General features: G+C 62.9%; 30 protein-coding genes. 24 read left to right on the forward strand and 6 right to left on the reverse strand.

Annotated elements, in window-relative coordinates:
• Positions 1–2 precede the first annotated feature (2 nt).
• Positions 3–299: an ArsR/SmtB family transcription factor gene (locus GJW30_RS13895; RefSeq protein WP_096356297.1), complete on the forward strand. Its 297-nt coding sequence runs from the start codon at positions 3–5 to the stop codon at positions 297–299.
• Positions 300–565: 266 nt separating this feature from the next.
• Positions 566–1,900: a proline--tRNA ligase gene (gene proS / locus GJW30_RS13900; RefSeq protein WP_096356299.1), complete on the forward strand. Its 1,335-nt coding sequence runs from the start codon at positions 566–568 to the stop codon at positions 1,898–1,900.
• Between the two features lie 113 nt (positions 1,901–2,013).
• Here the strand turns inward: proS and GJW30_RS13905 are convergent, their stop codons facing one another.
• Positions 2,014–2,373: a hypothetical protein gene (locus GJW30_RS13905; protein WP_096356301.1), complete on the reverse strand. Its 360-nt coding sequence runs from the start codon at positions 2,371–2,373 to the stop codon at positions 2,014–2,016.
• A gap of 246 nt (positions 2,374–2,619) precedes the next feature.
• On the opposite strand from GJW30_RS13905, the gene GJW30_RS13910 reads away from it, so the two are divergent.
• The 3 genes from GJW30_RS13910 to GJW30_RS13920 all read left to right on the forward strand — a co-directional run bounded on the left by GJW30_RS13910 (position 2,620) and on the right by GJW30_RS13920 (position 5,171).
• Positions 2,620–3,888, forward strand: a complete 1,269-nt coding sequence (locus tag GJW30_RS13910) for a lipoprotein-releasing ABC transporter permease subunit (RefSeq protein ID WP_096356303.1) — start codon at positions 2,620–2,622, stop codon at positions 3,886–3,888.
• Positions 3,881–4,615, forward strand: a complete 735-nt coding sequence (locus tag GJW30_RS13915; RefSeq protein ID WP_430727076.1) for an ABC transporter ATP-binding protein — start codon at positions 3,881–3,883, stop codon at positions 4,613–4,615. Before GJW30_RS13910 ends, GJW30_RS13915 begins: the two co-directional genes overlap by 8 nt.
• A 91-nt stretch (positions 4,616–4,706) precedes the next feature.
• Positions 4,707–5,171, forward strand: coding sequence for a hypothetical protein (locus GJW30_RS13920; protein WP_096356307.1), 465 nt, complete (start codon positions 4,707–4,709; stop codon positions 5,169–5,171).
• Here GJW30_RS13920 and ruvX read toward each other — a convergent pair.
• Both ruvX and GJW30_RS13930 read right to left on the reverse strand, forming a co-directional pair.
• On the reverse strand, positions 5,168–5,638 hold the full coding sequence (gene ruvX, locus GJW30_RS13925; protein WP_096356309.1) for a Holliday junction resolvase RuvX: 471 nt from the start codon (positions 5,636–5,638) through the stop codon (positions 5,168–5,170). The two genes, GJW30_RS13920 and ruvX, sit on opposite strands and share 4 nt — an antisense overlap.
• A gap of 76 nt (positions 5,639–5,714) precedes the next feature.
• On the reverse strand, positions 5,715–6,866 hold the full coding sequence (locus GJW30_RS13930) for a beta/gamma crystallin-related protein (RefSeq protein ID WP_165391574.1): 1,152 nt from the start codon (positions 6,864–6,866) through the stop codon (positions 5,715–5,717).
• Between the two features lie 453 nt (positions 6,867–7,319).
• Here GJW30_RS13930 and GJW30_RS13935 point away from each other — a divergent pair, with 453 nt between their 5' ends.
• From GJW30_RS13935 to GJW30_RS13965, 8 genes are all read left to right on the forward strand, one after another.
• Positions 7,320–8,018: a metal-dependent hydrolase gene (locus tag GJW30_RS13935; protein ID WP_096356314.1), complete on the forward strand. Its 699-nt coding sequence runs from the start codon at positions 7,320–7,322 to the stop codon at positions 8,016–8,018.
• A gap of 124 nt (positions 8,019–8,142) precedes the next feature.
• On the forward strand, positions 8,143–8,535 hold the full coding sequence (locus GJW30_RS13940; protein ID WP_130364480.1) for a hypothetical protein: 393 nt from the start codon (positions 8,143–8,145) through the stop codon (positions 8,533–8,535).
• Positions 8,536–8,583: 48 nt separating this feature from the next.
• Positions 8,584–9,339 (forward strand): CPBP family intramembrane glutamic endopeptidase, encoded by a 756-nt coding sequence (locus GJW30_RS13945; protein ID WP_096356318.1) that lies wholly within the window; start codon positions 8,584–8,586, stop codon positions 9,337–9,339.
• 45 nt (positions 9,340–9,384) lie between these two features.
• Positions 9,385–9,672 carry an Asp-tRNA(Asn)/Glu-tRNA(Gln) amidotransferase subunit GatC gene (gene gatC / locus GJW30_RS13950; protein ID WP_096356320.1) on the forward strand — a complete coding sequence of 96 codons (288 nt, stop codon included), beginning with the start codon at positions 9,385–9,387 and terminating at the stop codon, positions 9,670–9,672.
• Complete coding sequence (locus GJW30_RS22710; RefSeq protein ID WP_157746759.1) at positions 9,672–9,830, forward strand: hypothetical protein; 159 nt, start codon at positions 9,672–9,674, stop codon at positions 9,828–9,830. The genes gatC and GJW30_RS22710 overlap by 1 nt, the downstream gene beginning before the upstream one ends.
• Positions 9,827–11,341, forward strand: a complete 1,515-nt coding sequence (gatA, locus tag GJW30_RS13955) for an Asp-tRNA(Asn)/Glu-tRNA(Gln) amidotransferase subunit GatA (RefSeq protein WP_096356322.1) — start codon at positions 9,827–9,829, stop codon at positions 11,339–11,341. Before GJW30_RS22710 ends, gatA begins: the two co-directional genes overlap by 4 nt.
• Entirely contained in the window at positions 11,338–11,631 is a 294-nt protein-coding gene (locus tag GJW30_RS13960) for a hypothetical protein (protein WP_165391575.1), read from the forward strand. Before gatA ends, GJW30_RS13960 begins: the two co-directional genes overlap by 4 nt.
• 97 nt (positions 11,632–11,728) lie before the next feature.
• A complete protein-coding gene (locus tag GJW30_RS13965) occupies positions 11,729–12,808 on the forward strand; it encodes a TRAP transporter substrate-binding protein (protein WP_430727099.1) in 1,080 nt (359 codons plus the stop codon).
• Between the two features lie 15 nt (positions 12,809–12,823).
• On the opposite strand, the gene GJW30_RS13970 is transcribed toward GJW30_RS13965, so the two are convergent.
• Complete coding sequence (locus GJW30_RS13970; RefSeq protein ID WP_096356328.1) at positions 12,824–13,015, reverse strand: hypothetical protein; 192 nt, start codon at positions 13,013–13,015, stop codon at positions 12,824–12,826.
• Between the two features lie 168 nt (positions 13,016–13,183).
• On the opposite strand from GJW30_RS13970, the gene gatB reads away from it, so the two are divergent.
• Positions 13,184–14,638, forward strand: coding sequence for an Asp-tRNA(Asn)/Glu-tRNA(Gln) amidotransferase subunit GatB (gene gatB, locus GJW30_RS13975; RefSeq protein ID WP_096356330.1), 1,455 nt, complete (start codon positions 13,184–13,186; stop codon positions 14,636–14,638).
• On the opposite strand, the gene GJW30_RS13980 is transcribed toward gatB, so the two are convergent.
• Positions 14,616–14,903: a hypothetical protein gene (locus tag GJW30_RS13980; RefSeq protein WP_096356332.1), complete on the reverse strand. Its 288-nt coding sequence runs from the start codon at positions 14,901–14,903 to the stop codon at positions 14,616–14,618. The two genes, gatB and GJW30_RS13980, sit on opposite strands and share 23 nt — an antisense overlap.
• A gap of 283 nt (positions 14,904–15,186) precedes the next feature.
• On the opposite strand from GJW30_RS13980, the gene GJW30_RS23110 reads away from it, so the two are divergent.
• Positions 15,187–15,312: a hypothetical protein gene (locus GJW30_RS23110; RefSeq protein WP_283804845.1), complete on the forward strand. Its 126-nt coding sequence runs from the start codon at positions 15,187–15,189 to the stop codon at positions 15,310–15,312.
• Positions 15,313–15,720: 408 nt separating this feature from the next.
• On the opposite strand, the gene GJW30_RS13985 is transcribed toward GJW30_RS23110, so the two are convergent.
• A complete protein-coding gene (locus GJW30_RS13985) occupies positions 15,721–16,002 on the reverse strand; it encodes a hypothetical protein (RefSeq protein WP_096356334.1) in 282 nt (93 codons plus the stop codon).
• Positions 16,003–16,401: 399 nt separating this feature from the next.
• On the opposite strand from GJW30_RS13985, the gene GJW30_RS13990 reads away from it, so the two are divergent.
• The 9 genes from GJW30_RS13990 (at position 16,402) to rseP (ending at position 24,492) form a co-directional block, all read left to right on the forward strand.
• Positions 16,402–16,671 (forward strand): SEL1-like repeat protein, encoded by a 270-nt coding sequence (locus GJW30_RS13990; protein WP_245408513.1) that lies wholly within the window; start codon positions 16,402–16,404, stop codon positions 16,669–16,671.
• A gap of 345 nt (positions 16,672–17,016) precedes the next feature.
• A complete protein-coding gene (locus GJW30_RS13995) occupies positions 17,017–18,024 on the forward strand; it encodes a 30S ribosomal protein S2 (RefSeq protein ID WP_096356336.1) in 1,008 nt (335 codons plus the stop codon).
• A gap of 94 nt (positions 18,025–18,118) precedes the next feature.
• On the forward strand, positions 18,119–19,045 hold the full coding sequence (tsf, locus tag GJW30_RS14000; RefSeq protein WP_096356338.1) for a translation elongation factor Ts: 927 nt from the start codon (positions 18,119–18,121) through the stop codon (positions 19,043–19,045).
• A gap of 103 nt (positions 19,046–19,148) precedes the next feature.
• Positions 19,149–19,865 carry a UMP kinase gene (pyrH, locus tag GJW30_RS14005; protein ID WP_096356340.1) on the forward strand — a complete coding sequence of 239 codons (717 nt, stop codon included), beginning with the start codon at positions 19,149–19,151 and terminating at the stop codon, positions 19,863–19,865.
• Positions 19,866–19,889: 24 nt separating this feature from the next.
• Entirely contained in the window at positions 19,890–20,453 is a 564-nt protein-coding gene (gene frr / locus GJW30_RS14010) for a ribosome recycling factor (protein WP_096356342.1), read from the forward strand.
• Positions 20,454–20,477: 24 nt separating this feature from the next.
• Positions 20,478–21,236 carry an isoprenyl transferase gene (locus tag GJW30_RS14015; RefSeq protein ID WP_096358832.1) on the forward strand — a complete coding sequence of 253 codons (759 nt, stop codon included), beginning with the start codon at positions 20,478–20,480 and terminating at the stop codon, positions 21,234–21,236.
• Positions 21,233–22,072, forward strand: coding sequence for a phosphatidate cytidylyltransferase (locus GJW30_RS14020; protein WP_245408514.1), 840 nt, complete (start codon positions 21,233–21,235; stop codon positions 22,070–22,072). Before GJW30_RS14015 ends, GJW30_RS14020 begins: the two co-directional genes overlap by 4 nt.
• Before the next feature lie 8 nt (positions 22,073–22,080).
• Positions 22,081–23,280 carry a 1-deoxy-D-xylulose-5-phosphate reductoisomerase gene (dxr, locus tag GJW30_RS14025; protein WP_096356346.1) on the forward strand — a complete coding sequence of 400 codons (1,200 nt, stop codon included), beginning with the start codon at positions 22,081–22,083 and terminating at the stop codon, positions 23,278–23,280.
• A 63-nt stretch (positions 23,281–23,343) separates the two neighbouring features.
• Positions 23,344–24,492: an RIP metalloprotease RseP gene (gene rseP, locus GJW30_RS14030; RefSeq protein ID WP_096356348.1), complete on the forward strand. Its 1,149-nt coding sequence runs from the start codon at positions 23,344–23,346 to the stop codon at positions 24,490–24,492.
• Positions 24,493–24,596 lie beyond the last annotated feature (104 nt).

Consider the following 24,596-nt stretch of genomic DNA (forward strand, 5'->3'; position numbering starts at 1 on the left):
GCATGCGTGCGCTAAAACATCCGGGGACGAAAGAGATCGAGCTGACGCGTGTGCTCTATGCGCTCAGCGATCCGGTCCGTCTCGACGTAGTCCGCCAGCTCGACCGGGGCGGGGAGGCGACCTGCGCGGCGCTCGATGGCGGCCGCCCGAAGTCGACGATGTCGCATCACTTCCGTGTCTTGCGTGAGGCGGGGGTTGTGCGCACCCGCACGGACGGCCCATCGCACGTTAACGAGCTGCGGCGGGGCGAGCTGGAGAAGCTGTTTCCGGGTTTGTTGAAGGCTGTGCTGAAAGGCTAATGCGCCAGAACCGTCATCCTGAGGTGCGCGGCGAAGCCGAGCCTCGACGGACGACGGCCCACATGCGGCGATACCTCGGCCGTCGTGGTTCGAGACGCGGCCGGGTCGGCTGTGCCGACCAAGCCGCTCCTCACCATGACGGATGAGCGTAGACCCTTGCGAATAGCGCCACAGCCCTAAATTCCTACGCCCTTGCGCGACACCGCTTGTCTTTTCAGCCTCAATCCGCTTTCTGTCGCGGCGAACAAACCAACGAGTCACCCGCAATGCGTCTGTCCAAGTATTTCCTGCCGATCCTGCGCGAAGCGCCGCGCGAAGCCGAGATTGCCTCGCATAAGCTGATGCTGCGCGCCGGCATGATCCGCCAGGAGTCGGCCGGCATTTACGCGTTTCTTCCGCTCGGCCTGCGCGTGCTCAACAAAGTCAACGCGATCGTCCGCGAAGAGCAGAACCGCGCCGGCGCGATTGAGGTCTTGATGCCGACCATCCAGTCGGCGGACCTTTGGCGCGAGAGCGGGCGTTACGATGCGTACGGCAAGGAGATGCTGCGCATCAAGGACCGTCACGAGCGCGAGATGCTTTACGGCCCGACCAACGAAGAGATGATCACGGAAATCTTCCGGGCCTACGTCAAGTCCTACAAGGACCTTCCGCTCAATCTCTACCACATCCAGTGGAAGTTCCGTGACGAGGTGCGTCCGCGTTTCGGCCTGATGCGCGGCCGCGAATTCCTGATGAAGGACGCGTACTCGTTCGACGTCGACTACGAGAGCGCGGTGCATTCCTACAATCGCATGTTCGTCGCGTATCTGCGCACGTTCGCGCGCATGGGCTTGAAAGCGATCCCGATGGTCGCCGACACCGGTCCGATCGGCGGCAACCTCAGCCACGAATTCATCATCCTGGCGTCGACCGGCGAAAGCGAAGTCTTCTGCCATAAGGACTATCTCGACTTCGAAATGCCGGAAGAGGGCATCGACTTCGACGATCGCGCCAAGCTGCAAGGTGTCGTCGATCGTTGGACCTCACTCTATGCGGCGACCTCGGAAAAGCACGACGCCGACGCATTCGGCAAAGTGGCGGGCGATCGCCAGGTCTCGGCGCGCGGCATCGAGGTCGGCCACATCTTCTATTTCGGCACGAAGTATTCGGAGCCGATGAAGGCCGACGTCACGCATCCGGACGGCTCCGTGAAGCCGGTCCACATGGGCTCTTACGGCATCGGCCCTTCGCGCCTCGTCGCGGCGAGCATCGAGGCGTTCCACGACGACGCCGGCATCAAATGGCCGGAAGAGATCGCGCCGTTCAACACCGCGATCCTCAACCTCAAGCAGGGCGACGGGATGACCGGCGAGGTCTGCGAGCAGATCTATCGGGCGCTGAACGCGAAGGGCGTCGACACGCTCTATCACGACCTCGACGAACGGCCCGGTGCGAAGTTCGCGACCACGGACCTGATCGGCATCCCGCACCAAGTCATCGTCGGCCCGAAGGGGCTCGCCAACGGCAAGGTCGAGATCAAACACCGTGCCGACGGCTCGCGCGAAGAGCTCGGCGTCGACCAGGCAATCGCCAAGCTTTCGGGCGTTAAGTCTTCGTAGCCCGGATGAGCGCGGCGCCGCGCAACGCGCGCCGCCAAGCGAGATCCGGGAAGCGGCAGAACGAGCATCGATCCCGGATATCGCGCGGCGCTGAGCGCCGACGCTCATCCGGGCTACGGCTCACCCACCATCAATGTGCGCGACGCGAGCCCCACGATTTCGCTGGGAGCGCATGCGGCATGAGCCGAGGCGAGCACGCGCTCGGGCGCTTTGGCGACCTCCGCGATGATCGGGATGTTCCACAGCAGTAGTGTCGCCAACGCGAGGATAAGCGTCGTGAATGTCGCGATCTGATAGCGGACATATTCGCCCGACCGGATCGAGCGCCGATGCGCTGGGAAGGTCAGGAAGCCGCCTTCGGTTCTTACCCGGCGATAAAACTGCTCACGCAATATGGGCACGACCAGCACAGCCATGACGGCTGTCGCGATGGAAAAACCCCAGACAACCAAATCACTCGTGTTGGCAATCATTGTTCGCTCCGCACAAATTGATGAAATCAGAACGTGCGCTAAGTAAGTGATTCAACCGCAATAAATGAATCTTTGCGCTCCGATTCGGAACTAGGCAAGCGTCTAGTTGAGCTTGACGATTGGAAGCAGCACGAAAGCGCCGAAATCTGGTGGCATCGGGTGGTATGCTTGCTTCGATTCGGGAGCAAGACCACGGGGGCGTGGTCCGCGAGCGCAAGCTCGCCGAGTGGGGAAACAACTTTCGGCATGTCAGAACCGACCGCGACCAAAGCGTTCGCGCCGTTCGAGTGGATGCTCTCGCTCCGCTACCTCCGGGCGCGGCGCAAAGAAGGATTCATTTCGGTCATCGCTGGCTTCTCCTTTCTCGGCATCATGCTCGGCGTCGCGACGCTGATCATCGTGATGGCGGTGATGAACGGCTTCCGCAGCGAACTTCTCGGCAAAATCCTCGGCCTCAACGGCCATCTCCTGGTTCAGCCGATCGAACAGCCGCTGACCGACTGGCAGCAGGTCGCCGAACGTTTGGCGAAGGTCGATGGCGTGACGCTCGCGGCGCCGATGGTCGAGGGCCAGGCGCTCGCATCGTCGCCGTTCCAGTCGAGCGGCGTGCTCGTCCGCGGCGTCCGCGTCGCCGATCTCAAGCGGCTCCCGTCGATCGCCAACACGATCAAGGCCGGCACGCTCGACGGGTTCGACGAGGGGCAGGGCATCGTCATAGGCAAGCGCCTCGGCGACAATCTGCAGCTGCGCGCCGGCGATACGATCACGCTGGTCGCGCCGCGCGGTTCGGTCACGGCCTTCGGCACAGTGCCGCGCATCAAGGCTTACAAAGTCGCGGCGATCTTCGAAGTCGGCATGTCGGAATACGACGCCGGCATCGTCTTCATGCCGCTGGCCGAGTCGCAGGCGTATTTCAACCGCTCCGGCGACGTGACGGCGATCGAGGTCTACACGCAGGATCCCGATAAGATCGACCGCGTGCGCCAAGCCGTGACGAGCGCGGCCGGCCGGCCCGTCTTCATCCTCGACTGGCGTCAGCGCAATTCGACCTTCTTCGGCGCGCTCCAAGTCGAGCGCAACGTGATGTTCATCATCCTGACGCTCATCGTCATCGTCGCGGCCTTCAACATCATTTCCGGCATGACGATGCTCGTGAAGGACAAGTCGCACGACATTGCTATCCTGCGCACGATGGGAGCGACGCAAGGCTCGATGCTGCGCGTTTTCCTCATCACGGGCGCGTCGATCGGCGTCACCGGCACAATCGTCGGCTTCATCGTCGGTTTGGTCTTCGCCTGGAATATCGAGTCGCTGCGCCAGTTCGTGTCCTGGCTGACCTCGACCGAACTGTTCTCGCCCGAGCTTTACTTCCTCTCGCGTCTGCCGGCGCGTATCGATAGCGGGGAGACGATCGCGGTTCTCGCGATGGCGCTGGTGCTTTCGCTGCTCGCGCCGCTCTATCCGGCGTGGCGCGCCGCGCGGCTCGATCCAGTCGAGGCTCTGCGTTATGAGTGACGCTGAAACCATGACCGAGACGGCTCCCGAAACGGCCCCGCGCGCCGAAACCGCCGCGCTGTCGCTGCGCGCGATCGAGCGCCAATACGTGCAAGGCGACTCGACGCTGGAAATCCTGCGCGGCGTGAATTTCGACGTGTTCCCGGGCCAGTCGGTTGCGCTGATGGCGCCGTCCGGCACCGGCAAGTCGACGTTGCTGCACGTCGCCGGTTTGCTCGAACATCCGGACTCCGGCGAGGTGTTCGTGCGCGGCACGGCGACCGCCGAATTGCCGGACCAGGAACGCACCCGCATTCGCCGCACGCAGATCGGCTTTGTCTACCAGTTTCACCATCTGCTGCCGGAATTCTCCGCGCTCGAAAACGTCATGATGCCGCAGATGATCCGCGGCCTCGGTAAGGGCGAAGCCGCCAAGCGCGCCGGTGAGTTGCTCGGCTATCTCGGCCTCGGCGAGCGTCTGACGCATCGCCCGTCGGAACTCTCCGGCGGCGAGCAGCAGCGCGTTGCGATTGCGCGCGCGGTCGCCAACGCTCCGGCCGTGCTTCTCGCCGACGAACCGACCGGCAATCTCGATCCGAAAACGTCGGATCACGTGTTCGAAACGCTGACGCAACTCGTCCGCGCATCCGGTTTCGCGGCTGTCGTCGCGACCCACAACATGGACCTCGCCGCGCGCATGGATCGCCGCGTGACCCTGCGCGACGGGCAGGTCGTCGAACTCGACTAGCCGAACCACCTCCCTGTCAGAATTGCCAATTCCGCGATTGCACGCGGGTGCCGCCTATTTGCGAAGACGTTTTCGAACTGGAGTTTTGCTCATGCGATTGATGATCGCCGCCGTTGCGGCCGTGTCTCTGCTGACCGCTGTTTCGCCGGCCTCCGCGCTCACGATGAAGGAGTGCAGCGCGAAGTACAAAGAGGCTGAGAAGAACGGCACGCTCGGCGGCAAAAAGTGGAACGAGTTCCGCAAAAGCGAATGCGGCGCTGAAGCAGCGCCGGCACCGGCGACCACGCAGGCAGCCCCGACGACAACAACGACTGAGGCTAAAGAGCCGGCACCGCGCGCGTCAACACCAGCGCCTGCGGCAAGCGGCGACGTCATTTATCCGGCGGCAGTCGCCGAAAAATACGTGAGCGAGAAGGCCAGCAAGGCCCGCATGCACACCTGCCTCGACCAATACAAAGCGAACAAGGCGAGCAGTCGCAACGGCGGGCTGAATTGGATTCAGAAGGGCGGCGGCTACTACAGCGAGTGCAACAAGCGCCTCAAAGGCAGCGCTTAATCCGGAGACGCCGAGGCCAGGCGGTCGAGTGCGCCTTGCAGGATGAACAACGCGGCGTGCTGATCGATAACGGCAGCGCGCCGCGCACGGCTCATATCCTGAGCGATCAGTTCGCGTTCGGCCGCGACGGTGGATAGCCGCTCGTCCCACAGCATGACGGGTAGCTCGGTGAGCCGCGCGAGATTGCGCGCAAACGCGCGCGACGATTGCGCACGCGGGCCGGAGCTGCCGTCCATGTTGAGCGGCAGGCCGATCACGAAACCGACCGCGTTGCGCTCGGCCGCGAGTGCGAGCACGCGAGTGGCGTCGGCCCTGAAGGCCTTGCGTTTGATCGTCTCGACCGCGGTCGCGAGCTTGCGGTCTGGGTCGCTGGTTGCGACGCCGACCGTCTTGGTGCCGACGTCGAGGCCGATCAACGCGCCACGCGCCGGCAGTTGAGCTTCCGTCACGGTGTGGATGCTGGCCATGCGGCGGCTTAGCACGGCGGCGTGCACAAAGAAAAACCCTCCCGCGAGGTTCGCGGGAGGGTTTTGGCTTTAGCGCTTAGCGGCGCGGCTGTTGGTAGCCCGGGGGCGGGCCGCCTTGCGGCGGATAGCCCTGCTGCGGCTGTTGGTAGCCCGGCGGCGGGCCACCCGGCGGCGGACCACCCTGCGGCGGCGGCTGGTAGCCGGCCGGCGAGGGGGCCGGTCCCGGACCGGGCTCCGTGCACATGAACGACGAGATCTGGAACGTCCAGGCGTCGCCGAGCTGACGGTATTCGCCCGGCGACAGGCGGATCGACTCGCCGCCGAAGTTATCGTCGGCAAAGAACTCCCAGGTGCCCGCCGTCACTGCGATCGAGCCGATCTGATCGTTCCATTCCTGCATTTGCGGGTAGTTGTCGCTGGTCGTGAAGCTCTCGCCTTGCAGGTTCTGCTCGGAGAAGCCTTTCAACTCGCAAGCGCCATCGTTGCCGACCGGCTGCGGCGCGACTTGCGCCGAAGAGATCGCCACCGCTTGCGGTTGGATGCCTTGCGGGCAGAACTGCACGCACTGCGCAACAGCACCGCCGTCCTCGGTCGGCACATCGCGCCACACGAGGTTACAGCCGTCAGGCGTCTGACCGCCGCAGTAGGGACGCGCCATCGCGACGTAACCCTGCGGATAGTAGGCCTGCGTGCCGTAGTACACGGCCGGGATCGCAGAGAAGAGCACTAGGCGACGCAGGATGCCGCCGACCCAAATGCTGCGCGGGCCGCGCCAGTAACCCCAATGGCGACCGCCGTAGAAGTACGACATCGCGGCCGGACCACGCGGACGCAGAGCGACCGGCGGACGCTGGCGCATGATGCGGCCGAGGTTCGCACCACGCGGCGCGATAATCGGACGCGCAACCTGCGTGCGCATCGGGCGCGGGCCTAAGCCACCGCCAGGACCGCGGCCACCCGGGAAGCCGGCATTGCCGCGCTGCGGAAAGCCAGCGTTACCACGCTGCGGGAAGCCGCCTGCGTTGCCACGCTGGGGGAAGCCGCCCGGCGTTGCGCGCCGGGACGGACCCGGGAAGCCGGTGTTACGGACGCGGCCGCCGCCACGCGGAGCGACAACGCGCGCGCGGTTGACGCCGCTCGGAATGCGAGCCGAGCGAGACGGACGCGAGGCGCGGCTCGGCATCGACTGGCGGCGAGGAGCGAACGATGGGCGAGCGCTGCGCGTCATCGGTCTCGCAGCTGGTCGAGACATCGGCCGCGCCATGGGGCGAGCCATCGGCCGCGATGGTGCACGGAAGCTAGCGCGCGGTGCCGAGAAGCCACCGCCGCGGCGCGGAGCTGCCGATACTTCGTCGATGTCGAGATGCGACGCTTTGAGGCGCGACGCTTGAACGTGTGATGGTAACCCGAGCCAGGCGGCGAGCCCGGCCACGAGAAGAACTCGCAGACAACGATGCATAGGCACTCCCAGATAGCTGTATGGCTTGGCGGCCGCCGCCCCGGAGGGTGCGGTAAAGTTTCTTTGATTGCGACAGCTTGTCTCATCTGAGCGCGAATTTGCGAAACTGGCAAGCGGAAGCTTTTGCAGTTTCTACAATGAGTGGAGGAGGTTGATCACCGTCGTTTGACGGGTATGGTCGGCCCCATCCCCTCGAACGAACAAACCGTCAGGACATCGCTCATGCAAATCACTTGGTATGGCCACTCGGCATTTCGTCTCGATTTCGGCAAGCACGCGGTGCTGATCGATCCGTTCTTCACCGGCAATCCGGCCTTCGAATCCGACAAAGCGGAAGCCATCAAAGGCGTGACGCATATCGTGCTCACGCACGGTCACAGTGATCACGTCGGCGACACGCTCGACATCGCGGCATCGACCGGCGCGACAGTCGTCACGACATTCGATCTCTGCATGTGGCTCGCCGGCAAGGGACTCAAGAAATTCGACCCGATGAACATGGGCGGCACGACCGACCAGGGCGGCTTCACGGTGACGATGGTGCGCGCCGATCATTCGTCGAGCGACATCGTCGACGGCACGCCGATCTATCTCGGCAATCCGTGCGGCGTGATCATCAAGGCGAAAGGCGAGCCGACCGTTTATCACCTCGGCGACACCGACATCTTTTCCGACATGGGGCTGATCGCCGAACTGCACGAGCCGAAAATCGGGATCGTCCCGATCGGCGATCGCTTCACGATGGATGCGAAGACGGCAGCGTTCGCGACGAAGCGCTTCTTCAAATTCGACACCGTGATTCCGTGTCACTACGGCTCGTTTCCGATCATCGCGAAGAATGCCGACGGCTTCGTCGAAGCGATGAAAGGCCATGCGACGAAGGTGCTGGTGCCTCAAAAAGGGAAAGCCACGAGCGTTTGACGGTAGGCGACAGCCGTCAGCCCAAAACCGTCCACAGGCGAGCCGGCGATTTAAGGTTAATGAAGGATTGACGTCGCGGCTAAGCGTTTAAGCAGCGATAATGGCGGCGAACAGGGACGCTGCCATGAATGCCGCTATGACCTCAGCCGCGACACTGCGCGGACAAGCCGACGATTTCGAGTGGTTCAATGCGTGGTGGGATCAAGCACGCAGCGTTGCGCCGCGTGTCGTCGTGCCCGCAGTCGCATTGTCGCCAAGCATCGCCAAGCTGCAATCGGCAGGTCAGAAGCTCGCGGCGTCGACACGCGCCGCGTTGATTGCGCGCGACGTCGCGGATATCGAGATCGTGCGTGACAGGCTCTTCGCAGGAATGGGCGGCACTTACATGCGCGTTAAAGGCTCGGACGCGCCGCGCATCGCCAAGAGCACGGGGCCGATCCTGATCGCCACTGTGCTCGGCGGTTTCATCGTCGCGATCTCGTCGGCTGCGGCCGCTTTCATGAAGTTTGCACGCTAATTTATTGAATCCGCTGCTTCGCAGTCGCTGCGTGTTAAAAGCAAGCGCATGAACGAATCGAACTTCGCTGCGACCAATAGCGCGCCACGCGAGCCCTGGTTGTTTTGGGGCACGATCGGGTGGGGCCTTCTCGCCATCGTGTTCTGGCAAGTCCTCATCATTCCGGTGATCGCTTACATGATCGGCGGAATGGATCAGGCCGAATTCGAAAAATACGCGCGCGGCGCCGATGGCATCGCGGTGACATTGTGGCTCGCGGTGCCGGCGCATCTCGCCGTGCTTGCCTGGGCGATCCGCATCAAGCGCTGGGGTTTTGCGGATTATCTCGCGCTCTACATGCCGTCGCGCTTTTACTTGTTCGTCGGCCTCGCGATCCTCGCGATCCTACTGCCGCTCGGCGATCTGACGTCGTGGCTCGCCGGTCGTCCGATCATCCCAGACTTCATGATCAACATCTATCGTTCGGGGCGCGAGACCGGCACGTTCTGGATCGCCGCGACGGCGATCGTCATAGCGGCGCCGATCTTCGAGGAAGTGCTCTTCCGCGGCTTCATGTTCCGCGGGCTTTCGGTCTCGCGGCTCGGCATTACCGGCGCGATCGTCGTGCCGTCGCTGATTTGGGCCGCGATGCATATTCAGTACGAACTGTTCAACATCGTGCAGATTTTCGTCATCGGCTGCGTGTTTGCGTGGGTGCGCTGGGTCTCCGGCACCACGCTTCTGACCGTGTTCATGCATATGGGCGTGAACGCTGCCGCCGTGATTCAGGCCGTATGGTGGGTCGAATCCTCGGTTGCCGGGTAATCCGGCGCTCTGCTATAGCGTCCGCGACAACGCTCGGAGCTTTTAATGTCGGTCGACGCCGCCACCATCAGGCGCATTGCTCACTTGGCGCGCATCGCGGTCGCCGAGAATGAGGTCGACCATCTGCGCGGCGAAGTGAACGCAATCCTCGCCTTCGTCGAGCAACTGCAGGAAGTGAATGTCGACGGCGTCGAGCCGATGACTTCGGTCACGCCGATGACGATGCGGATGCGCGACGACATCGTCACCGACGGCGACCGCGCCGCCGAGATCGTGCGCAACGCGCCCGTGACCGAAGACAATTACTTCGTCGTCCCGAAAGTCATCGAGTGATGTGCCAGCTCTGCGAGCAGGAACAGCTCTACGCATTGTATCAGGCGCGCCAGCGCGCCGCGCAGCGCGACGACGTCATCAAGTCGCCGCCCGTCATCGCGCGCAAGCCGCGCAGCGAGACGAAGCCGGCAACCACAGAATCCAACGATAAGCCATGACCGATCTCACCGCTCTCACATTGGCGGAGGCCCGCGCCGGCCTCGCCAAGAAGCAATTCAGCGCCGCCGAGCTGACCGACGCGCATATCGTTGCGGTCGAGCAGGCGCGCGCGCTCAACGCCTTCGTTCTCGAAACGCCGGATCATGCGCGCCAAGCGGCAGCGAAAGCCGACGCGCGGATCGCGGCCGGTGACGCACGTCCGCTCGAAGGCATTCCGCTCGCCATCAAGGATCTGTTCTGCACGAACGGTTTCCGCACTACGGCGTGCTCGCGCATCCTCGGCGACTTCACGCCGACCTATGAGTCGACCGTGACGTCGCAGCTCTGGCGCGACGGCGCCGTGATGCTCGGCAAGGTCAACAACGACGAATTCGCGATGGGCTCGTCGAACGAAACGTCCTGCTTCGGCCCAGTCGCCAACCCATGGCATCGCCCGGGTTCTAACGTTGGCGTTGGGGCTGACGGCAAGATCACCGGAACCGCGCTGGTGCCGGGCGGCTCGTCCGGCGGTTCGGCTTCGGCCGTCGCTGCGAGCCTTTGTCTCGGCGCGACGGCGACGGACACCGGCGGTTCGATCCGCCAGCCCGCGGCTTTCACTGGCACCGTCGGCATCAAGCCGACATACGGGCGCTGCTCGCGCTGGGGCATCGTCGCTTTCGCGTCCTCTCTCGATCAGGCAGGGCCGATCGCGAAGACGGTGCGCGATACCGCGATCCTGATGCGCGCGATGGCGGGCTTCGATCCGAAAGACACAACATCGGTCGATCGCGAAGTGCCGGACTATGAAGCGTCCGTCGGAAAATCCGTCAAAGGCATGCGCATCGGCATTCCGAAGGAATACGCGATCGAAGGAATGCCGGCCGAAATCGCCGCGTTGTGGGAGCGCGGCAAAGCGTGGCTGAAAGACGCCGGCGCCGAGATGGTCGACATCTCGTTGCCGCACACGCGCTACGCATTGCCGGCTTATTATATCGTCGCGCCCGCCGAAGCCTCGTCGAACCTCGCGCGCTACGACGGTGTCCGCTACGGCCTCCGCGTTCCGGGCCGCGACATCATCGATACCTATGAGCAGACGCGCGCCGAAGGTTTCGGCGCCGAAGTCCGCCGCCGCATCATGATCGGCACCTATGTTCTTTCGGCCGGCTACTACGACGCTTATTATGTGCGCGCGCAGAAGGTGCGCACGCTGATCAAGCGCGACTTCGAAGACTGCTTCGCGGCCGGTGTCGATGCGATCCTCACGCCTGCAACGCCGTCCGCGGCTTTCGCAATCGGCGAGAAGAGCGGCGCCGATCCGATCGAGATGTATCTCAACGACATTTTCACCGTGACGGTGAACATGGCGGGGCTTCCCGGCATCGCGGTGCCGGCCGGCGTCGACGGGCAGGGGCTTCCGCTCGGCCTGCAGCTTATCGGCCGCCCGTTCGACGAAGAGACGCTCTTCACGGTCGGCCAGGTCATCGAGGATGCGGCGGGCCGCTTCACGCCGCCCGCGCGGTGGTGGGCGTGACCTTCGCGGAGTTCAAAGCGTCGCTCGACCAGAACTCGCCGGTCAAAGATTTGCCTGCAGCCTTGCGCGCGTTGTGGTGGGCCGGGAAGGGCGATTGGGACGCCGCGCACAAGCTCGCACAGGATGATGACTCGCAGGACGGCGCGTGGGTGCACGCGTATCTCCATCGCGTCGAAGGCGACATTTCGAACGCACGTTATTGGTATGGGCACGCCGGCAAACCGCCGCGCAGCGATGAACTCGCTGCGGAGTGGCAGGCGATCAGCGAAGCGCTCATTTCGGCGCGCTGACTTCTTCGCTTCCTTAGCGCGCGCGTCCGTGTCTTAATCTCCCCGACAGCCAGCCATCCAAAAAGGCGGCAGACAAAAACGGGAGGTTCTGATGGCGGTGACGCGTAGAACATTTGCGGGCGTTGGTGTCGCGGGAGCGGCTGTTGCCATCGCATCTCCAGCCGTCGCGCAGTCCGCGCCGCAGGTGAAGTGGCGCCTCGCGTCAAGCTTCCCGAAAAGCCTCGACACGATTTGGGGCGCATCGCCGAGCCTCGCGAAAATCGTCAACGAAATGAGCGAAGGCCGCTTCAACATCGAGACGTTTTCGGCGGGCGAGATCGTGCCGGGATTGCAGGTGCTCGATGCCGTCACGGCCGGCACCGTCGAATGCGGATCGAGCTACGCCGGTTACTACGTCGGCAAAAATCCATCGATCATCTTCGACGGTTCGCTGCCGTTCGGCCTCACGCCGCGCCAGCAATATGCGTGGCACTACTTCGGCAACGGCAAGAAGTTTATCGACGAGGTGTATGACGGATTCAACGTCATCAATATTCCGATGGGTAACACAGGCGGCCAGATGTTCGGCTGGTTCCGCAAGGAGCTGAAAACCGTCCAGGACATTCAAGGTCTGAAGATGCGCGTCGCCGGTTTCGGCGGCCGCCTGATGGCGAAGCTTGGCGCGATCCCGCAGCAGATCGCCGGCGGCGATGTGTACGCGGCGCTCGAAAAGGGCACCATCGACGCGACCGAGTGGGTCGGTCCTTACGACGACGAGAAGCTCGGCTTCCAGAAGGTCGCGAAGTATTACTACATCCCGGGTGTGCTCGAACTTGAAGCCAACGTCGGGCTCTACATCAACAAGAGTGCCTGGGCGGCGCTGCCGCCGAACTATCAAGCGATGCTGCGCGCGGCGGCGTCTTACACGCTGGTCGAGATGCAGGCGTCCTACGATCAGAAGAACGCGAAGGCGATTGCCCGCCTCGTCGCGAACGGCGCGCAGCTCTCGGTGCTTTCGCCCGAGATCGTGAAATCGCTGCGTGTCGCGCTTGAAGCGGTGCTCGACGAAGAAGCTGCCAAGAGCGAGCAATTCAAACGCATTCTGGAAGATTGGCGCGCGTTCAGAGCCGAGCAGCACCGCTGGTTTGCGCTCGCGGACACGCGAGCCGAACAGGCGACATATACGACTGGAAATTAGCCGGACGCGGGCGCGCTAACGCGTGCCCGTATTGTCCGCATCCTTCGGCGTCGTCGGCGATACGATCTTGGGCAGATCTGCGTCGCTCTCGACTTTCTTGACGCCGCCAAGATCGCCGCCCGTGGTCAGAAAGACCAGCAAAGCGACTGCGACAATGCCGCCAAGAATGGCGGCCAGATGAGAATTGGCTGGTTGCTGTTCAGCCATCGGCACCTCCGGTAACCGTTAGGGGATTCCGGAGGTAAACGCGGAAAATCCGGTGGTGTTCCAACCATGCCGGAACAGAACCAAAACAGCGTTTCGAATTGACTTTCTGGGCCGTGGCTCGCAGTAACTCGGTAGCGATTGGCGAAATTCCGCTCCGAGACACGAGATATGAGTAACAAGTTGATCAGAGGTGAGACCGGCGACTGGGAAGTCGTCGTTGGCATGGAAATCCACGCGCAGGTCGCCTCGAACGCGAAGCTTTTTTCCGGTGCCGCGACGGCCTTCGGCGCCGCGCCGAATGCGCATGTGTCGCTCGTCGATGCCGCAATGCCCGGCATGCTGCCGGTGATCAATGCCGAATGCGTGCGCCAAGCCGTGCGCAGCGGCCTCGGCCTCAACGCGAAGATCAATCTAAAATCGGTGTTCGATCGGAAGAACTATTTCTATCCGGATCTGCCGCAGGGCTATCAGATCAGCCAATATAAATCGCCGATCGTCGGCGAGGGCGAAGTCGCGGTCGAGATGGAAGGCGGCGAGCCGATCACCGTCGGCATCGAGCGTCTGCATCTCGAACAGGACGCCGGGAAATCGTTGCACGATCAGCACCCGGATTCCTCCTACGTCGATCTCAATCGCTCCGGCGTCGCGCTGATGGAGATCGTCTCGAAGCCGGACATCCGTTCTTCCGAAGAGGCGAAAGCTTTCGTCGCCAAGGTGCGTTCGATCCTGCGCTATCTCGGCACGTGCGATGGCGATATGGAGAAGGGCAATCTCCGCGCCGACGTGAACGTCTCGGTGCGCAAGCCAGGCGCTCCGTACGGCACGCGCTGCGAGATCAAGAACGTCAACTCGATCCGTTTCATCGGCCAGGCAATCGAAGTCGAGGCGCGGCGTCAGATCGAAATCTTGGAAGAAGGCGGCGCGATCGATCAGGAGACGCGACTCTTCGATCCGGATCGCGGCGAGACGCGCTCGATGCGTAGCAAGGAAGAGGCGCACGACTATCGCTATTTCCCGGATCCCGACCTTCTGCCGCTTGAGCTGAAGCAGGAAGACGTCGATGCATTGCGCGCGGCGTTGCCGGAACTGCCGGATCAAAAGCGCACGCGGTTCGTTTCGTCGCTCGGCCTCTCGCCCTACGACGCGAGCGTGCTGACCGCCGAGCGCGAGACCGCCGACTTCTTCGAGCGCGCCGCTCAAGGCCGCGATGCGAAACTCGCCGCCAACTGGGTGATCAACGAACTGTTCGGCCGCCTCAACCGCGAGGGCAAGGACATCGCATCCTCGCCGGTCTCCGCCGAACAGATCGGCGCGATACTGGATCTCATCGGCAAGGGCACGATCTCGAGCAAGATCGCGAAGGACGTCTTCGAAATCGTCTGGACCGAGGGCGGCGATCCCGCCGCGATTGTCGAGACGCGCGGCTTGAAGCAGGTCACCGACCTCGGCGCCATCGAGAAGGCGATCGACGATGTCATCGCGGCGAACCCCGAGAAGGTCGCGCAGGCGCGCGAGAAGCCGCAGCTCGCCGGCTGGTTCGTCGGTCAGGTGATGAAGGCGTCCGGCGGCAAGGCGAACCCGCAAGCCGTCAACGACCTTCTCAAGACCAAACTCGGTCTCTGATCCGCTCCACTTTCGCCGCACGTCGGGCGGCGCGCGCGCCGCTTTCGGTGACGGGAATCGTCTCTCGATGGACACCGAAAGCGTCGCGCGACGAATCGAGCGCGCACACGATTCGCGTGAGTGCGATGACGCGAGATGCGTCGAGCGGCAAAAAAATCGCTCCCGCGGCAAAAAATTTTTCGCTTGTCCACACCATTCGCAAAGCCGGTTGCTTGACCTCAACCGGCACGATTGCAAGCCGCTCGATCGCTTTCTGCTCGCTCATCGCGCGCAAAAATAAAATTAAAAAAGTGCCTGTGGAATGGGCACAACTTGTGCACTGCGAATTCTGCGATGCGCTGTTTTTGCGTCTTGAAATGAGCTCGCGAAGCCTGCCCGACGCGAGTGCCGGAAGCCGCCAACGCCTGCGCCCCAGGGGTTTCCGGCATGCACCAGTTGTTAAGGAGAGTCGCGGTTTTTGGTGTTGTGCGGTACGACTCTGGTGACAGCGATCGCGATTCGCGCGGACGAGGTCACGAGGTCGCCAATCTACATCCCAGGAGGATCACATGGCGAAGAAGGCAGCAACGAAGGCTAAAGCAAAGCCGAAGACCAAAGCCGCTAAGAAGCCGGCTGCTAAGAAGACGACGGCTAAGAAGCCGGCCGCCAAGAAGAAGGTGGCGAAGAAGAAGTAAGCTCGCATCTGACCGGCGCTCTTTCAGAGCGTCATCAGTTACGCGCTACGTCGTTTTTGTCGCGGATCATTCGACCCGCGACCACACGACGACGGAGGGCGTCGGTGAAGCAGAGTCTCTGTTTCGCTGTTGGTCGATGATCTGCTCTCGAGTGGATCACGTGCTGAGCACGCTTCTTGCGGCAAGCATACGGCGTGATCGCCGGCCGACACGGAACACAAGACGATCGCAAGGGCGAAAGTCCGAACGACGTTTTGGTTTGCTTACCGACGCCCCCGGTGTCTTCAGCGGTTTGCGTTTAAAGTCTTCGCGTTCGCGTCGAGCTGCTCGCAGCGAGAAACCAAAAAGGCCCGGGACATCCCGGGCCTTTTGTTTTTCGTCTGAGCGTTTCCGCGATTGCAGCGAGCGTCAGCCAGCAAGGCAGGTCTTGCTGAACGCGTTGTAGGCTTTACGGCCTTTCTCGCCGGTCGCCTTCTTGTGGTCTTTCCACTTGGCGGCGCAGTCCTTCATTTTCTGACGCTGCGCCATCTGAGCTTCTGACGCCTTCTTCTTCTCGGCTTTCTTTTCGCTGGCCGGCTTAGCGGCCGGTTTCGCTGCCGGGGCCTGCGTCGTCTGGGCGAAGCCCGGCGCGACCGAGGCGCTGGTCAGGAACATGGCCGCGATGGCGGCCGCTGCGATGCGCTTTATCATTCCGTAGTCTCCCGATCGGCGTGCGGCTGAAGATCGATATGGTCTCGCCGGGCCGACTGCCGCAGACGCTAGGACTCGTTTCGTGAACCGCACATGAATTGCGGCGGCCGGACACACGACCGTGACGTGTGGTTTCCGAATGCGGAATCGGAACGGTTTCCCAATCCTTGCGATTTTCAGCAACTGCTACGGACTCAGCGATTTCTGCAGTTAACGTTGTATTGCAAGGGCTTTTGGCCTTCGAGACGTTCAGTTTTGATTCAGCCAACTGCTTAAGATGAGATTCAAATCTCCGAGCCATGATTGCATTCAAGGGCGGACATAACCGCTGGGGCGTCAAACACGGTGGACCAAGGTCGAAAAGACCAGGTCAAAGAAACAAGGCGACGGGGATACGTTATGGCACGTTTGGAAATGAGCGATCTGAGCGGTGGGGCTGCTAGCTCGGCACCGCTGTCTGGCGAAATGCTGGTGGATTTGGGCCTGATGCACTCGACGGGTGCGGGCCTGCCGGCGGACCTCGTCACGGCTCACATGTGGTTCAACATCGCGGCTGTCCGCGGTCACCGCGAGGCGATCCGCCTCCGCCAGGAGATCGCCTGCGATATGTCGGCCGTAGAAATCGCGAAAGCGCAGCGCGCCGCCCGCGACTGGCTCTCGACTCACTGATTTTCGATCGATTTGCCTGGGATAATGACGGTTCGGCGAGCCCAAAAGGCCGCAACCGAAACGCAACGGGCAGAATAGAACGGCTCGCACCCCGGTGCGGGCCGTTTCTCGTTTTGGCATTGCTCAAATATTTCAGCGCGTTACGCGCCGATCCGGACTCGAAATGCGAGCGTCGGGCAGGGCGCGTTTGGCCCACTTATTTGGTTGCGCTGCTAAAACCGGGCGGTTATACACCGCGCCATCTCACACGCGGACATATGGCTCGTATGCCATCCGGTGAGGCTTTCCAGCCTAATACGCTCGTTTGCCTCAATGGTCCGCGGAGGAACAACCGGAGAATTGATAATGGCGCTTCCTGACTTCTCGATGCGCCAGCTGCTTGAAGCTGGCGCCCACTTCGGCCATCAGGCCCACCGTTGGAACCCCAAGATGGCTGAGTTCATCTTTGGCGTTCGCTCGAACATCCACATCATCGACCTCGCGCAGACCGTGCCGATGCTGCATCGCGCGCTTCAGCAGGTCAGCGACACCGTCGCCAAGGGCGGCCGTATCCTCTTCGTCGGCACCAAGCGCCAGGCGCAGGATCCGGTGGCCGAGGCTGCCAAGCGCTGCGCGCAGTATTACGTCAACTCGCGTTGGCTCGGCGGCACGCTGACCAACTGGAAGACGGTCTCGAACTCGATCAAGCGTCTGCGTCAGCTCGACGAGATCCTGAGCGCAGGCGAGGGTGCCAAGTACACCAAGAAGGAGCGCCTGACGCTCCAGCGCGAGCGCGACAAGCTCGACCGCGCGCTCGGCGGCATCAAGGACATGGGCGGCTTGCCGGACCTGATCTTCGTCGTCGACACGAACAAGGAAGACATCGCGATCAAGGAGGCCCAGCGCCTCAACGTTCCGGTTGTCGCCGTGCTCGACACGAACTGCGATCCGAAGGGCATCAGCTTCCCGTTCCCGGGCAACGACGATGCGGCACGCGCGATCTCGCTGTATTGCGACCTCGTTGCACGCGCTGCGATCGACGGCATCTCGCGCGGCCAGGGCGATATCGGCATCGATCTCGGCGCTGCCGAGAAGCCGATTGCCGAAGAGCTCCCGGCTGAAGTTCCGGCCGGCGGCTTCGAGGTACTCTCGGGTCCGCGCGGACAAGCCGACGACTTGAAGAAGCTGCCGCACGTGTCGCCGGACGTTGAGAAGAAGCTCAACGACCTCGGCATCTTCCACTACTGGCAGCTCGCCGCCCTCGGGCCGAAGGATGCGACCCGCATCGGCGAAGAAGTCGGTCTCCCGGGCCGCGTGAAGTCGTGGATCGAAAAGTCGCAGAAGCTGACGGCAGACGCCGAAGCCGCTGAGTAATCGCTGCGGGAGTATCCCGCAGCACTTTTCGTCATTCTGACATGCGCGGCGGCTACGCCGCGCCTTTATCCTTTGAAAGAACAGGACTGATCCAATGGCGAACATCTCCGCCGCAATGGTCAAAGAACTCCGCGAGAAGACGGGCGCGGGCATGATGGATTGCAAGCAGGCGCTCAACGAGGCGAACGGCGACATGGAAGCCGCCGTCGATTGGCTGCGCAAGAAGGGGCTCTCGAAGGCCGCCAAGAAGGCCGGCCGCGTTGCGGCCGAAGGCCTCGTTGCGGTCGAGTCGGCCGGTCACCACGCCGCGATCCTCGAAGTGAATTCGGAGACGGACTTCGTTGCCCGCAACGACCAGTTCCAGGCTTTCGCACGCGAAGCCGCCAAGGTCGCGCTGATGGGCGACGGCAGCATCCCGAGCCTCGAAGCCGCTCACTTCCCGGGCGAGAAGACGACCGTGAAGGATCGTCTGCAGGAGCTCATCGCGACGATCGGCGAGAACATGACTCTCCGCCGCGTCGACAAGATCGAGCTGAAGCAAGGCGTGATCGCGTCCTACATCCATTCGCCGATCCGCGAAGGTCTCGGCAAGATCGGCGTGCTCGTCGCGCTCGAGTCGAAGGGCGACGTCGACCTGTTGTCGACGCTCGGCCGCCAGATTGCGATGCACGTCTCGGCGATGAACCCGGTTGCGGTCGACGGCGAGAGCATCCCGGCCGACGTGATCGAGCGCGAGAAGCAGATTCTCCGCGAGAAGAACGCCGGCAAGCCGGCCAACGTTCTCGAGAAGATCGTCGAGAGCGGCCTCAAGAGCTACTACAAGGAAGTCACGCTGCTCGAGCAGCCGTCGGTGCATCCGGATCACGCCGGCAAGTCGATTGCCCAGGTGCTCAAGGAAGCCGAAGGCAAGGCCGGCGGTCCGATCAAGCTGACGCGCTTCGTTCGCTACGGTCTTGGCGACGGCATCGAAAAGGGCGAAGGCCCGGACTTCGCCACCGAAGTCGCCTCGATGGCGCGCTAGCGGCGAGCGCCCGGTTTCAATCGGGCGCGAGTCGGTTAAGCTATGTGAAAAGGCCGAGCGCGTTCCGGACACGGGGCGCGCTTCGCCATAACAGGAGTAGCGCATGCCGAAGCCGAAATATGCCCGCGTGATCGTGAAGGTCTCGGGCGAGGCTTTGTTGAAGGGCGCTTCCACGATCGACCAGAAGACGCTGGAACAGGTTGCGGACGATCTCGTCGCTTCGCAAAAGGCAGGCACCTCGATCGGCGTGGTGGTCGGCGGCGGCAATATCTTCCGCGGCGTGACGGTATCGAAGCAGGGACTCCCAAGGCCGACCGGCGACACGATGGGTATGCTGGCGACGGTGATGAATTCGCTCGCGCTCGAAGTCGCGATCAACCGTGCCGGCGGCGAAGCGCGTGCGATGTCCGCGATCGCGATGCCGCAAGTCTGCGAGACTTACGATCGTTCGCGCGCCGAGCGTCACATGGAGCAGGGGCGTATCGTGCTGCTCGGCGGCGGAACCGCCAACCCGTTCTTCACCACCGACACCACCGCAGTGCTTCGCGCCTGCGAACTGTCATGCGAAGCGGTGCTCAAAGCGACCAATGTCGACGGCGTCTACAGCGCGGACCCGAAGAAAGATCCAAAGGCGAAGCGCTACGATCGCTTGACGCACGCCGACGCAATTGCGAACGATCTCAAAGTGATGGACGCGACGGCCTTCGCGCTTGCCCGCGAGAACCGGATGCCTATCATTGTGTTCTCGATGGCCGAGCCGGGATCGATCGGCGCCGCTCTCAGCGGCAAGGGCCGTTCCACGCTCGTCGCGGCTGAGTAAACAGTTTTTGCCGAGAGGTTGACCATGGCTACCCCAACGTATGACGCAGACGATCTGCAGCGCCGCATGACAGGCGCGATCGCAAACCTTCGCCAGGAGCTCGGTGGTCTGCGCACCGGCCGCGCGTCGGCAAGCCTCGTCGAGCCCGTGCAGGTCGAAGCTTACGGAAGCATGATGCCGCTCAATCAAGTCGCGAGCGTCAGCGTTCCGGAGCCGCGCATGCTGTCGATTCAGGTGTGGGACAAGTCGATGGTCCACGCCGTCGAGAAGGCGATCGTGAATTCGAATCTCGGCCTCTCGCCCGCGACCGAAGGTCAGGTCATTCGCCTGCGCTTGCCGGAACTCACGCAGGATCGCCGCAAGGACCTCGTGAAGGTTGCGCACAAATACACGGAGGCCGCAAAGGTTGCCGTGCGCCACGTGCGCCGCGACGGCCTCGACATCTTGAAGAAGATGGAAAAGGACGCCGGGCTTAGCAAGGACGATCACGAACGCATGGCCGATCAGGTGCAAAAGACGACCGATCAGAACATTGCCGAGATTGATCAATTGCTCGCCGTGAAGGAAAAAGAGATCCTCACGGTCTGATTGGAGGAGGGCGTACGCCCTGTCATGAGTGAGGCCGCTGCGGTACCGGCCGCTGCTACTCCGGGTCTAAAAGCTCCCCGTCATGTTGCAATCATCATGGATGGCAACGGACGCTGGGCAGCCGCGCGCGGATTTCCGCGTGCCGAAGGACATCGGCGCGGCGTCGAAGCGCTACGCAAGACGGTGCGCGCCGCCGGCGAACTCGGCGTAAAATTTCTCACCATCTTCTCGTTCAGCTCGGAGAACTGGTCGCGTCCCGCGTCCGAAGTTTTCGAGCTGATGGGACTGCTACGCCGCTTCATCCGTAACGACCTCGCTGACCTGCATCGCAGCGGCGTCAAGGTGCGCATCATCGGCGAGCGCAACGGTTTGGCACCGGATATTGCGAGCCTGCTCGATGAAGCCGAGCAGCTCACCCGCAACAACGATGGCCTCGTGCTCGTCGTCGCATTCAACTACGGTGCGCGCCAGGAAATCGCGCGCGCAATGGCGCGGATCGCTCAAGAGGTTGCGGCGGGGCGTCTCGCTGCCGACAAGGTGACGGACCAGACGATATCGCTGCATCTTGACGCGCCGGATGTGCCTGACCCGGATCTCATCATCCGCACCAGCGGCGAGCAGCGGCTATCGAACTTCCTGCTGTGGCAGGCCGCTTACAGCGAACTCGTCTTCGTACCCGTGCTGTGGCCCGACTTCGATCGCGCCGCGCTCGAAAAGGCGATCGAGGAATTCCATGGCCGCGAGCGGCGCTTCGGCGGGCTCGCCGCGCAAGCCACCCCATGATGGCCGATCAAGGCGCAACGGCGAAACCGCGCAGCGAACTCGCGCTGCGTGTCGTCTCGTCGCTGGTTCTTGCGCCTCTCGTGCTCGGCGCTACTTGGTACGGCGGCTGGCCCTTCGGTCTTCTCTGGCTCGTCGCTGCCGTCGCGGTCTGGTGGGAGTGGTGCGGCCTTGTCGATCAGCCGTCGCGCTGGACCGTCTTCGCGCTCGGCACGGTCGGCATCGTCATCGCGGCGCTTGCGCTTGAATTCCGCCAGTCGCTGATCGCCATCGGCGTGCTGCTCGCAACCACCGTCCTCGCCACCGCGCTGGCTGCCGCGCGTCGCGAATGGAGTGGAGCAGGGGTTATCTATTCCGGCGCGGTCGCGCTCAGCCCCGTGATGCTCCGCCAGGATTCCGAGTGGGGGCTCGTCGCGATTGTGCTGCTCTTCGCGGTCGTCTGGGGCACCGACATCGCGGGCTATTTCGGCGGCCGCGCGATCGGCGGTCCTAAGCTGTGGCCGGCGGTCAGCCCGAAGAAGACGTGGTCGGGCGCGCTCAGCGGTCTTGCGCTAACCCTCGTCCTCAGCGTCCTGCTCGGTTGGATCGCTGGCGTACGCTCGGTCGTCGTCTTGGCTTTGGTCGGGATCGTCTTGTCGGCGGTCTCGCAGGCCGGTGATCTTTTCGAGTCCTCGATGAAGCGGCATTTCGGCGCCAAGGATTCCGGCAACCTGATTCCCGGCCATGGCGGCGTCATGGACCGGCTCGACGGTTTCATTTTTGCCGCAGCCGCCGCACTTCTCATCGGACTTGCGCACACGGGCCTGGAATCGCCTTCCCGTGGGCTGCTGATCTGGTAAGAAGGGCGATGCTTCAGACCGAAACCGCGCCGATGCGGATCAGCATTCTTGGCGCTACCGGCTCGATCGGCACGAGCACCATCGACCTCGTCCGCCGTGCCCCGAAGCGCTATGCCGTGCAGGCGATCTCCGCCAACAGCAATGCCAGCGGATTGGCGCAGATCGCGCGCGAACTGCGCGCCGGTTTTGCGGCCGTCGCCGACCCGAAAGCCTATCGCGCGCTGAAGGCCGAACTCTCGGGCTCCGGCATCGAAGCTGCTGCCGGCCCCGAGGCCGTCTCGGAGGCCGGCGCGCGCGATGCCGATTGGGTGATGGCCGCGATCAGCGGCGCCAGCGGCCTCGAGCCGACGCTTGCCGCCGTAAAGCGCGGCCGCAAAGTGGCGCTCGCCAATAAGGAATGCCTCGTCTGCGCCGGCACGCTTTTCATGCGCACCGCCGCCGAACACGGCGCAACGATCCTACCGGCCGACTCCGAACACAACGCCATCGCGCAGGCGATGGGTGCGGGCAGCCGCGAGGATGTTCGCAAAATCACCGTCACGGCGTCCGGCGGCCCGTTCCGCACGTTCACGAAAGAGCAGCTTAAGGCCGTCACCCGAGAGCAGGCGCTCAAACATCCGAACTACGCGATGGGTGCGAAGATCACGGTCGACTCGTCGACCATGATGAACAAAGGCCTCGAACTCATTGAGGCGCATCATTTGTTCGATGCGCCACCCGAGATGCTCGATGCCGTCGTCCACCCGCAGCAGGCAATCCACGGCATGGTCGAATTTCGCGACGGCTCGCTGGTCGCCGCGATGGCGACGCCGGACATGCGGCTGCCGATCGCGCACTGCCTCGCTTGGCCGGATCGCATCACGGATGCGGCCGAGCCGCTCGACCTTGCGCGCATCGGTACGCTGACGTTCGAGACGCCCGACACCGACCGCTTCCCGTGCCTCAAATTGGCACGTCAGGCGATGGAAGCCGGGAAGGGCGCACCGACCGTGCTCAACGCGGCGAATGAGATCGCGGTGGCGGCGTTCCTCGCCGGCGGTCTGAGTTATCTCGGCATCCCGCTCTTGGTCGCGGCCGCGCTTGATGCAGCGGCGCAGCGCGGACTGATGCACGAGCCGTCGAGTGTTTCCGATGCGCTGGAAATTGATCGCGCGGCCCGTAGCCTTGCGGCCGAGCTTCTGCCAGAAATTGCCGCAAAGTCGTCCTAAGACACTAACCATCCGCAACCGCGCGGCAGCGATCCGCGCCGGCGCGGCGATTTGGAGACGAGGGTGCTAGAGAACTTCTCCATCTGGGGTACTGGCCCGATCGGCTGGCTGATCCCGTTCTTGTTCGTCCTCTCGGTCATCGTTTTCTTCCATGAGCTGGGTCACTTCTGGGTCGCGCGCCGTTGCGGCGTGCGCGTTTTGACCTTCTCGGTCGGCTTCGGCCCCGAAATCTTTGGTTTCAACGACAAACACGGCACGCGCTGGAAGATTTCCGCGATTCCGCTCGGCGGCTACGTGAAGTTCTTCGGCGACGAAAATGCCGCGAGCGTGCCGGATCACGAGACGGCCGCGCAGATGAACGCCGAGGAGCGCAAGGTCAGCTTCTTCCACAAGCCGGTCGCGCAGCGCGCTGCGGTGGTCGCGGCGGGCCCGATCGCCAACTTCATCCTCGCGATTGCGATCTTCGCCGGCATTTTCCTCGTCTATGGTAAACAGATAACCTCGGCCCGGATCAGCGACGTTCAATCCGGCAGCGTTGCCGCCCAGGCGGGCTTCCAGGCAGGCGATCTCGTCGTCGCTATCAACGACAAGCCGATAGAGAGCTTCAGCGATATGCAGCGAATTGTCAGCGTGAACGCTGGCAATCAGCTCAAATTCGAGGTCGAGCGTACCGGAACGCGCCAGGTCATTATGGCGACCCCGGCGATCCGCGAGGTCAAGGACAAGTTCGGCAACGTCAGCCGCGTCGGCATGCTGGGGCTCACCCGAACCATGGCGCCGGGCGATGTGCGCACCGAGAGCGTCGGACCCGTTAAGGCGATCACAATGGGTTTCGAACAGACCTGGTTCGTGATCGATCAGACCATGACCTATTTGGGCCGGGTCGTGATGGGTCGCGAGTCGGCTGATCAGCTCGGCGGGCCGATCAAGATCGCGCAGGTTTCGGGGCAGATGGCCTCGTTGGGGCTCCTGCCGATTCTTCACCTCGCCGCCGTACTGTCGGTTTCGATTGGGCTTTTGAACCTGTTCCCGATTCCGTTGCTGGATGGTGGTCACCTTTTGTTCTACGCGATAGAGGCCATTCGCGGGAAGCCGTTGTCCGAGCGGGCGCAGGAATATGGCTTCCGGGTGGGGCTGGCTTTGGTTGTGATGCTGATGGTTTTCGCAACCTACAATGACGTTTCTGGCCTAATTGCCAGGTTGGGGTCGTGACGAGGGCGTGGCCATAGGGCAACGCTTTGAATCGAAAGTGGGATCGGGGGGATTCCGGGCGTTTCCCGGCATTCCGAAACTGGGTAGAACCAACGAGTCGGTTG

This window comes from Variibacter gotjawalensis, assembly GCF_002355335.1.
In the GTDB taxonomy this organism is placed as follows: Bacteria; Pseudomonadota; Alphaproteobacteria; order Rhizobiales; family Xanthobacteraceae; genus Variibacter; species Variibacter gotjawalensis.

Coding starts and splice junctions, on each gene's coding strand:
- dxr (WP_096356346.1), top strand. CDS start 22,081: ATGCTTCAGACCGAAACCGCGCCGATGCGGATCAGCATTCTTGGCGCT.
- GJW30_RS13995 (WP_096356336.1), top strand. CDS start 17,017: ATGGCGCTTCCTGACTTCTCGATGCGCCAGCTGCTTGAAGCTGGCGCC.
- GJW30_RS23110 (WP_283804845.1), top strand. CDS start 15,187: ATGGCGAAGAAGGCAGCAACGAAGGCTAAAGCAAAGCCGAAGACCAAA.
- GJW30_RS14015 (WP_096358832.1), top strand. CDS start 20,478: ATGAGTGAGGCCGCTGCGGTACCGGCCGCTGCTACTCCGGGTCTAAAA.
- GJW30_RS13980 (WP_096356332.1), bottom strand. CDS start 14,903: ATGAGCGAGCAGAAAGCGATCGAGCGGCTTGCAATCGTGCCGGTTGAG.
- GJW30_RS13930 (WP_165391574.1), bottom strand. CDS start 6,866: ATGACGCGCAGCGCTCGCCCATCGTTCGCTCCTCGCCGCCAGTCGATG.
- frr (WP_096356342.1), top strand. CDS start 19,890: ATGGCTACCCCAACGTATGACGCAGACGATCTGCAGCGCCGCATGACA.
- GJW30_RS13920 (WP_096356307.1), top strand. CDS start 4,707: ATGCGATTGATGATCGCCGCCGTTGCGGCCGTGTCTCTGCTGACCGCT.
- GJW30_RS13935 (WP_096356314.1), top strand. CDS start 7,320: ATGCAAATCACTTGGTATGGCCACTCGGCATTTCGTCTCGATTTCGGC.
- GJW30_RS13895 (WP_096356297.1), top strand. CDS start 3: ATGCGTGCGCTAAAACATCCGGGGACGAAAGAGATCGAGCTGACGCGT.
- GJW30_RS14020 (WP_245408514.1), top strand. CDS start 21,233: ATGATGGCCGATCAAGGCGCAACGGCGAAACCGCGCAGCGAACTCGCG.
- GJW30_RS13945 (WP_096356318.1), top strand. CDS start 8,584: ATGAACGAATCGAACTTCGCTGCGACCAATAGCGCGCCACGCGAGCCC.
- GJW30_RS13910 (WP_096356303.1), top strand. CDS start 2,620: ATGTCAGAACCGACCGCGACCAAAGCGTTCGCGCCGTTCGAGTGGATG.
- gatC (WP_096356320.1), top strand. CDS start 9,385: ATGTCGGTCGACGCCGCCACCATCAGGCGCATTGCTCACTTGGCGCGC.
- ruvX (WP_096356309.1), bottom strand. CDS start 5,638: ATGGCCAGCATCCACACCGTGACGGAAGCTCAACTGCCGGCGCGTGGC.
- GJW30_RS13915 (WP_430727076.1), top strand. CDS start 3,881: ATGAGTGACGCTGAAACCATGACCGAGACGGCTCCCGAAACGGCCCCG.
- GJW30_RS13940 (WP_130364480.1), top strand. CDS start 8,143: ATGAATGCCGCTATGACCTCAGCCGCGACACTGCGCGGACAAGCCGAC.
- GJW30_RS22710 (WP_157746759.1), top strand. CDS start 9,672: ATGTGCCAGCTCTGCGAGCAGGAACAGCTCTACGCATTGTATCAGGCG.
- GJW30_RS13990 (WP_245408513.1), top strand. CDS start 16,402: ATGGCACGTTTGGAAATGAGCGATCTGAGCGGTGGGGCTGCTAGCTCG.
- GJW30_RS13905 (WP_096356301.1), bottom strand. CDS start 2,373: ATGATTGCCAACACGAGTGATTTGGTTGTCTGGGGTTTTTCCATCGCG.
- tsf (WP_096356338.1), top strand. CDS start 18,119: ATGGCGAACATCTCCGCCGCAATGGTCAAAGAACTCCGCGAGAAGACG.
- GJW30_RS13985 (WP_096356334.1), bottom strand. CDS start 16,002: ATGATAAAGCGCATCGCAGCGGCCGCCATCGCGGCCATGTTCCTGACC.
- GJW30_RS13970 (WP_096356328.1), bottom strand. CDS start 13,015: ATGGCTGAACAGCAACCAGCCAATTCTCATCTGGCCGCCATTCTTGGC.
- gatB (WP_096356330.1), top strand. CDS start 13,184: ATGAGTAACAAGTTGATCAGAGGTGAGACCGGCGACTGGGAAGTCGTC.
- proS (WP_096356299.1), top strand. CDS start 566: ATGCGTCTGTCCAAGTATTTCCTGCCGATCCTGCGCGAAGCGCCGCGC.
- pyrH (WP_096356340.1), top strand. CDS start 19,149: ATGCCGAAGCCGAAATATGCCCGCGTGATCGTGAAGGTCTCGGGCGAG.
- gatA (WP_096356322.1), top strand. CDS start 9,827: ATGACCGATCTCACCGCTCTCACATTGGCGGAGGCCCGCGCCGGCCTC.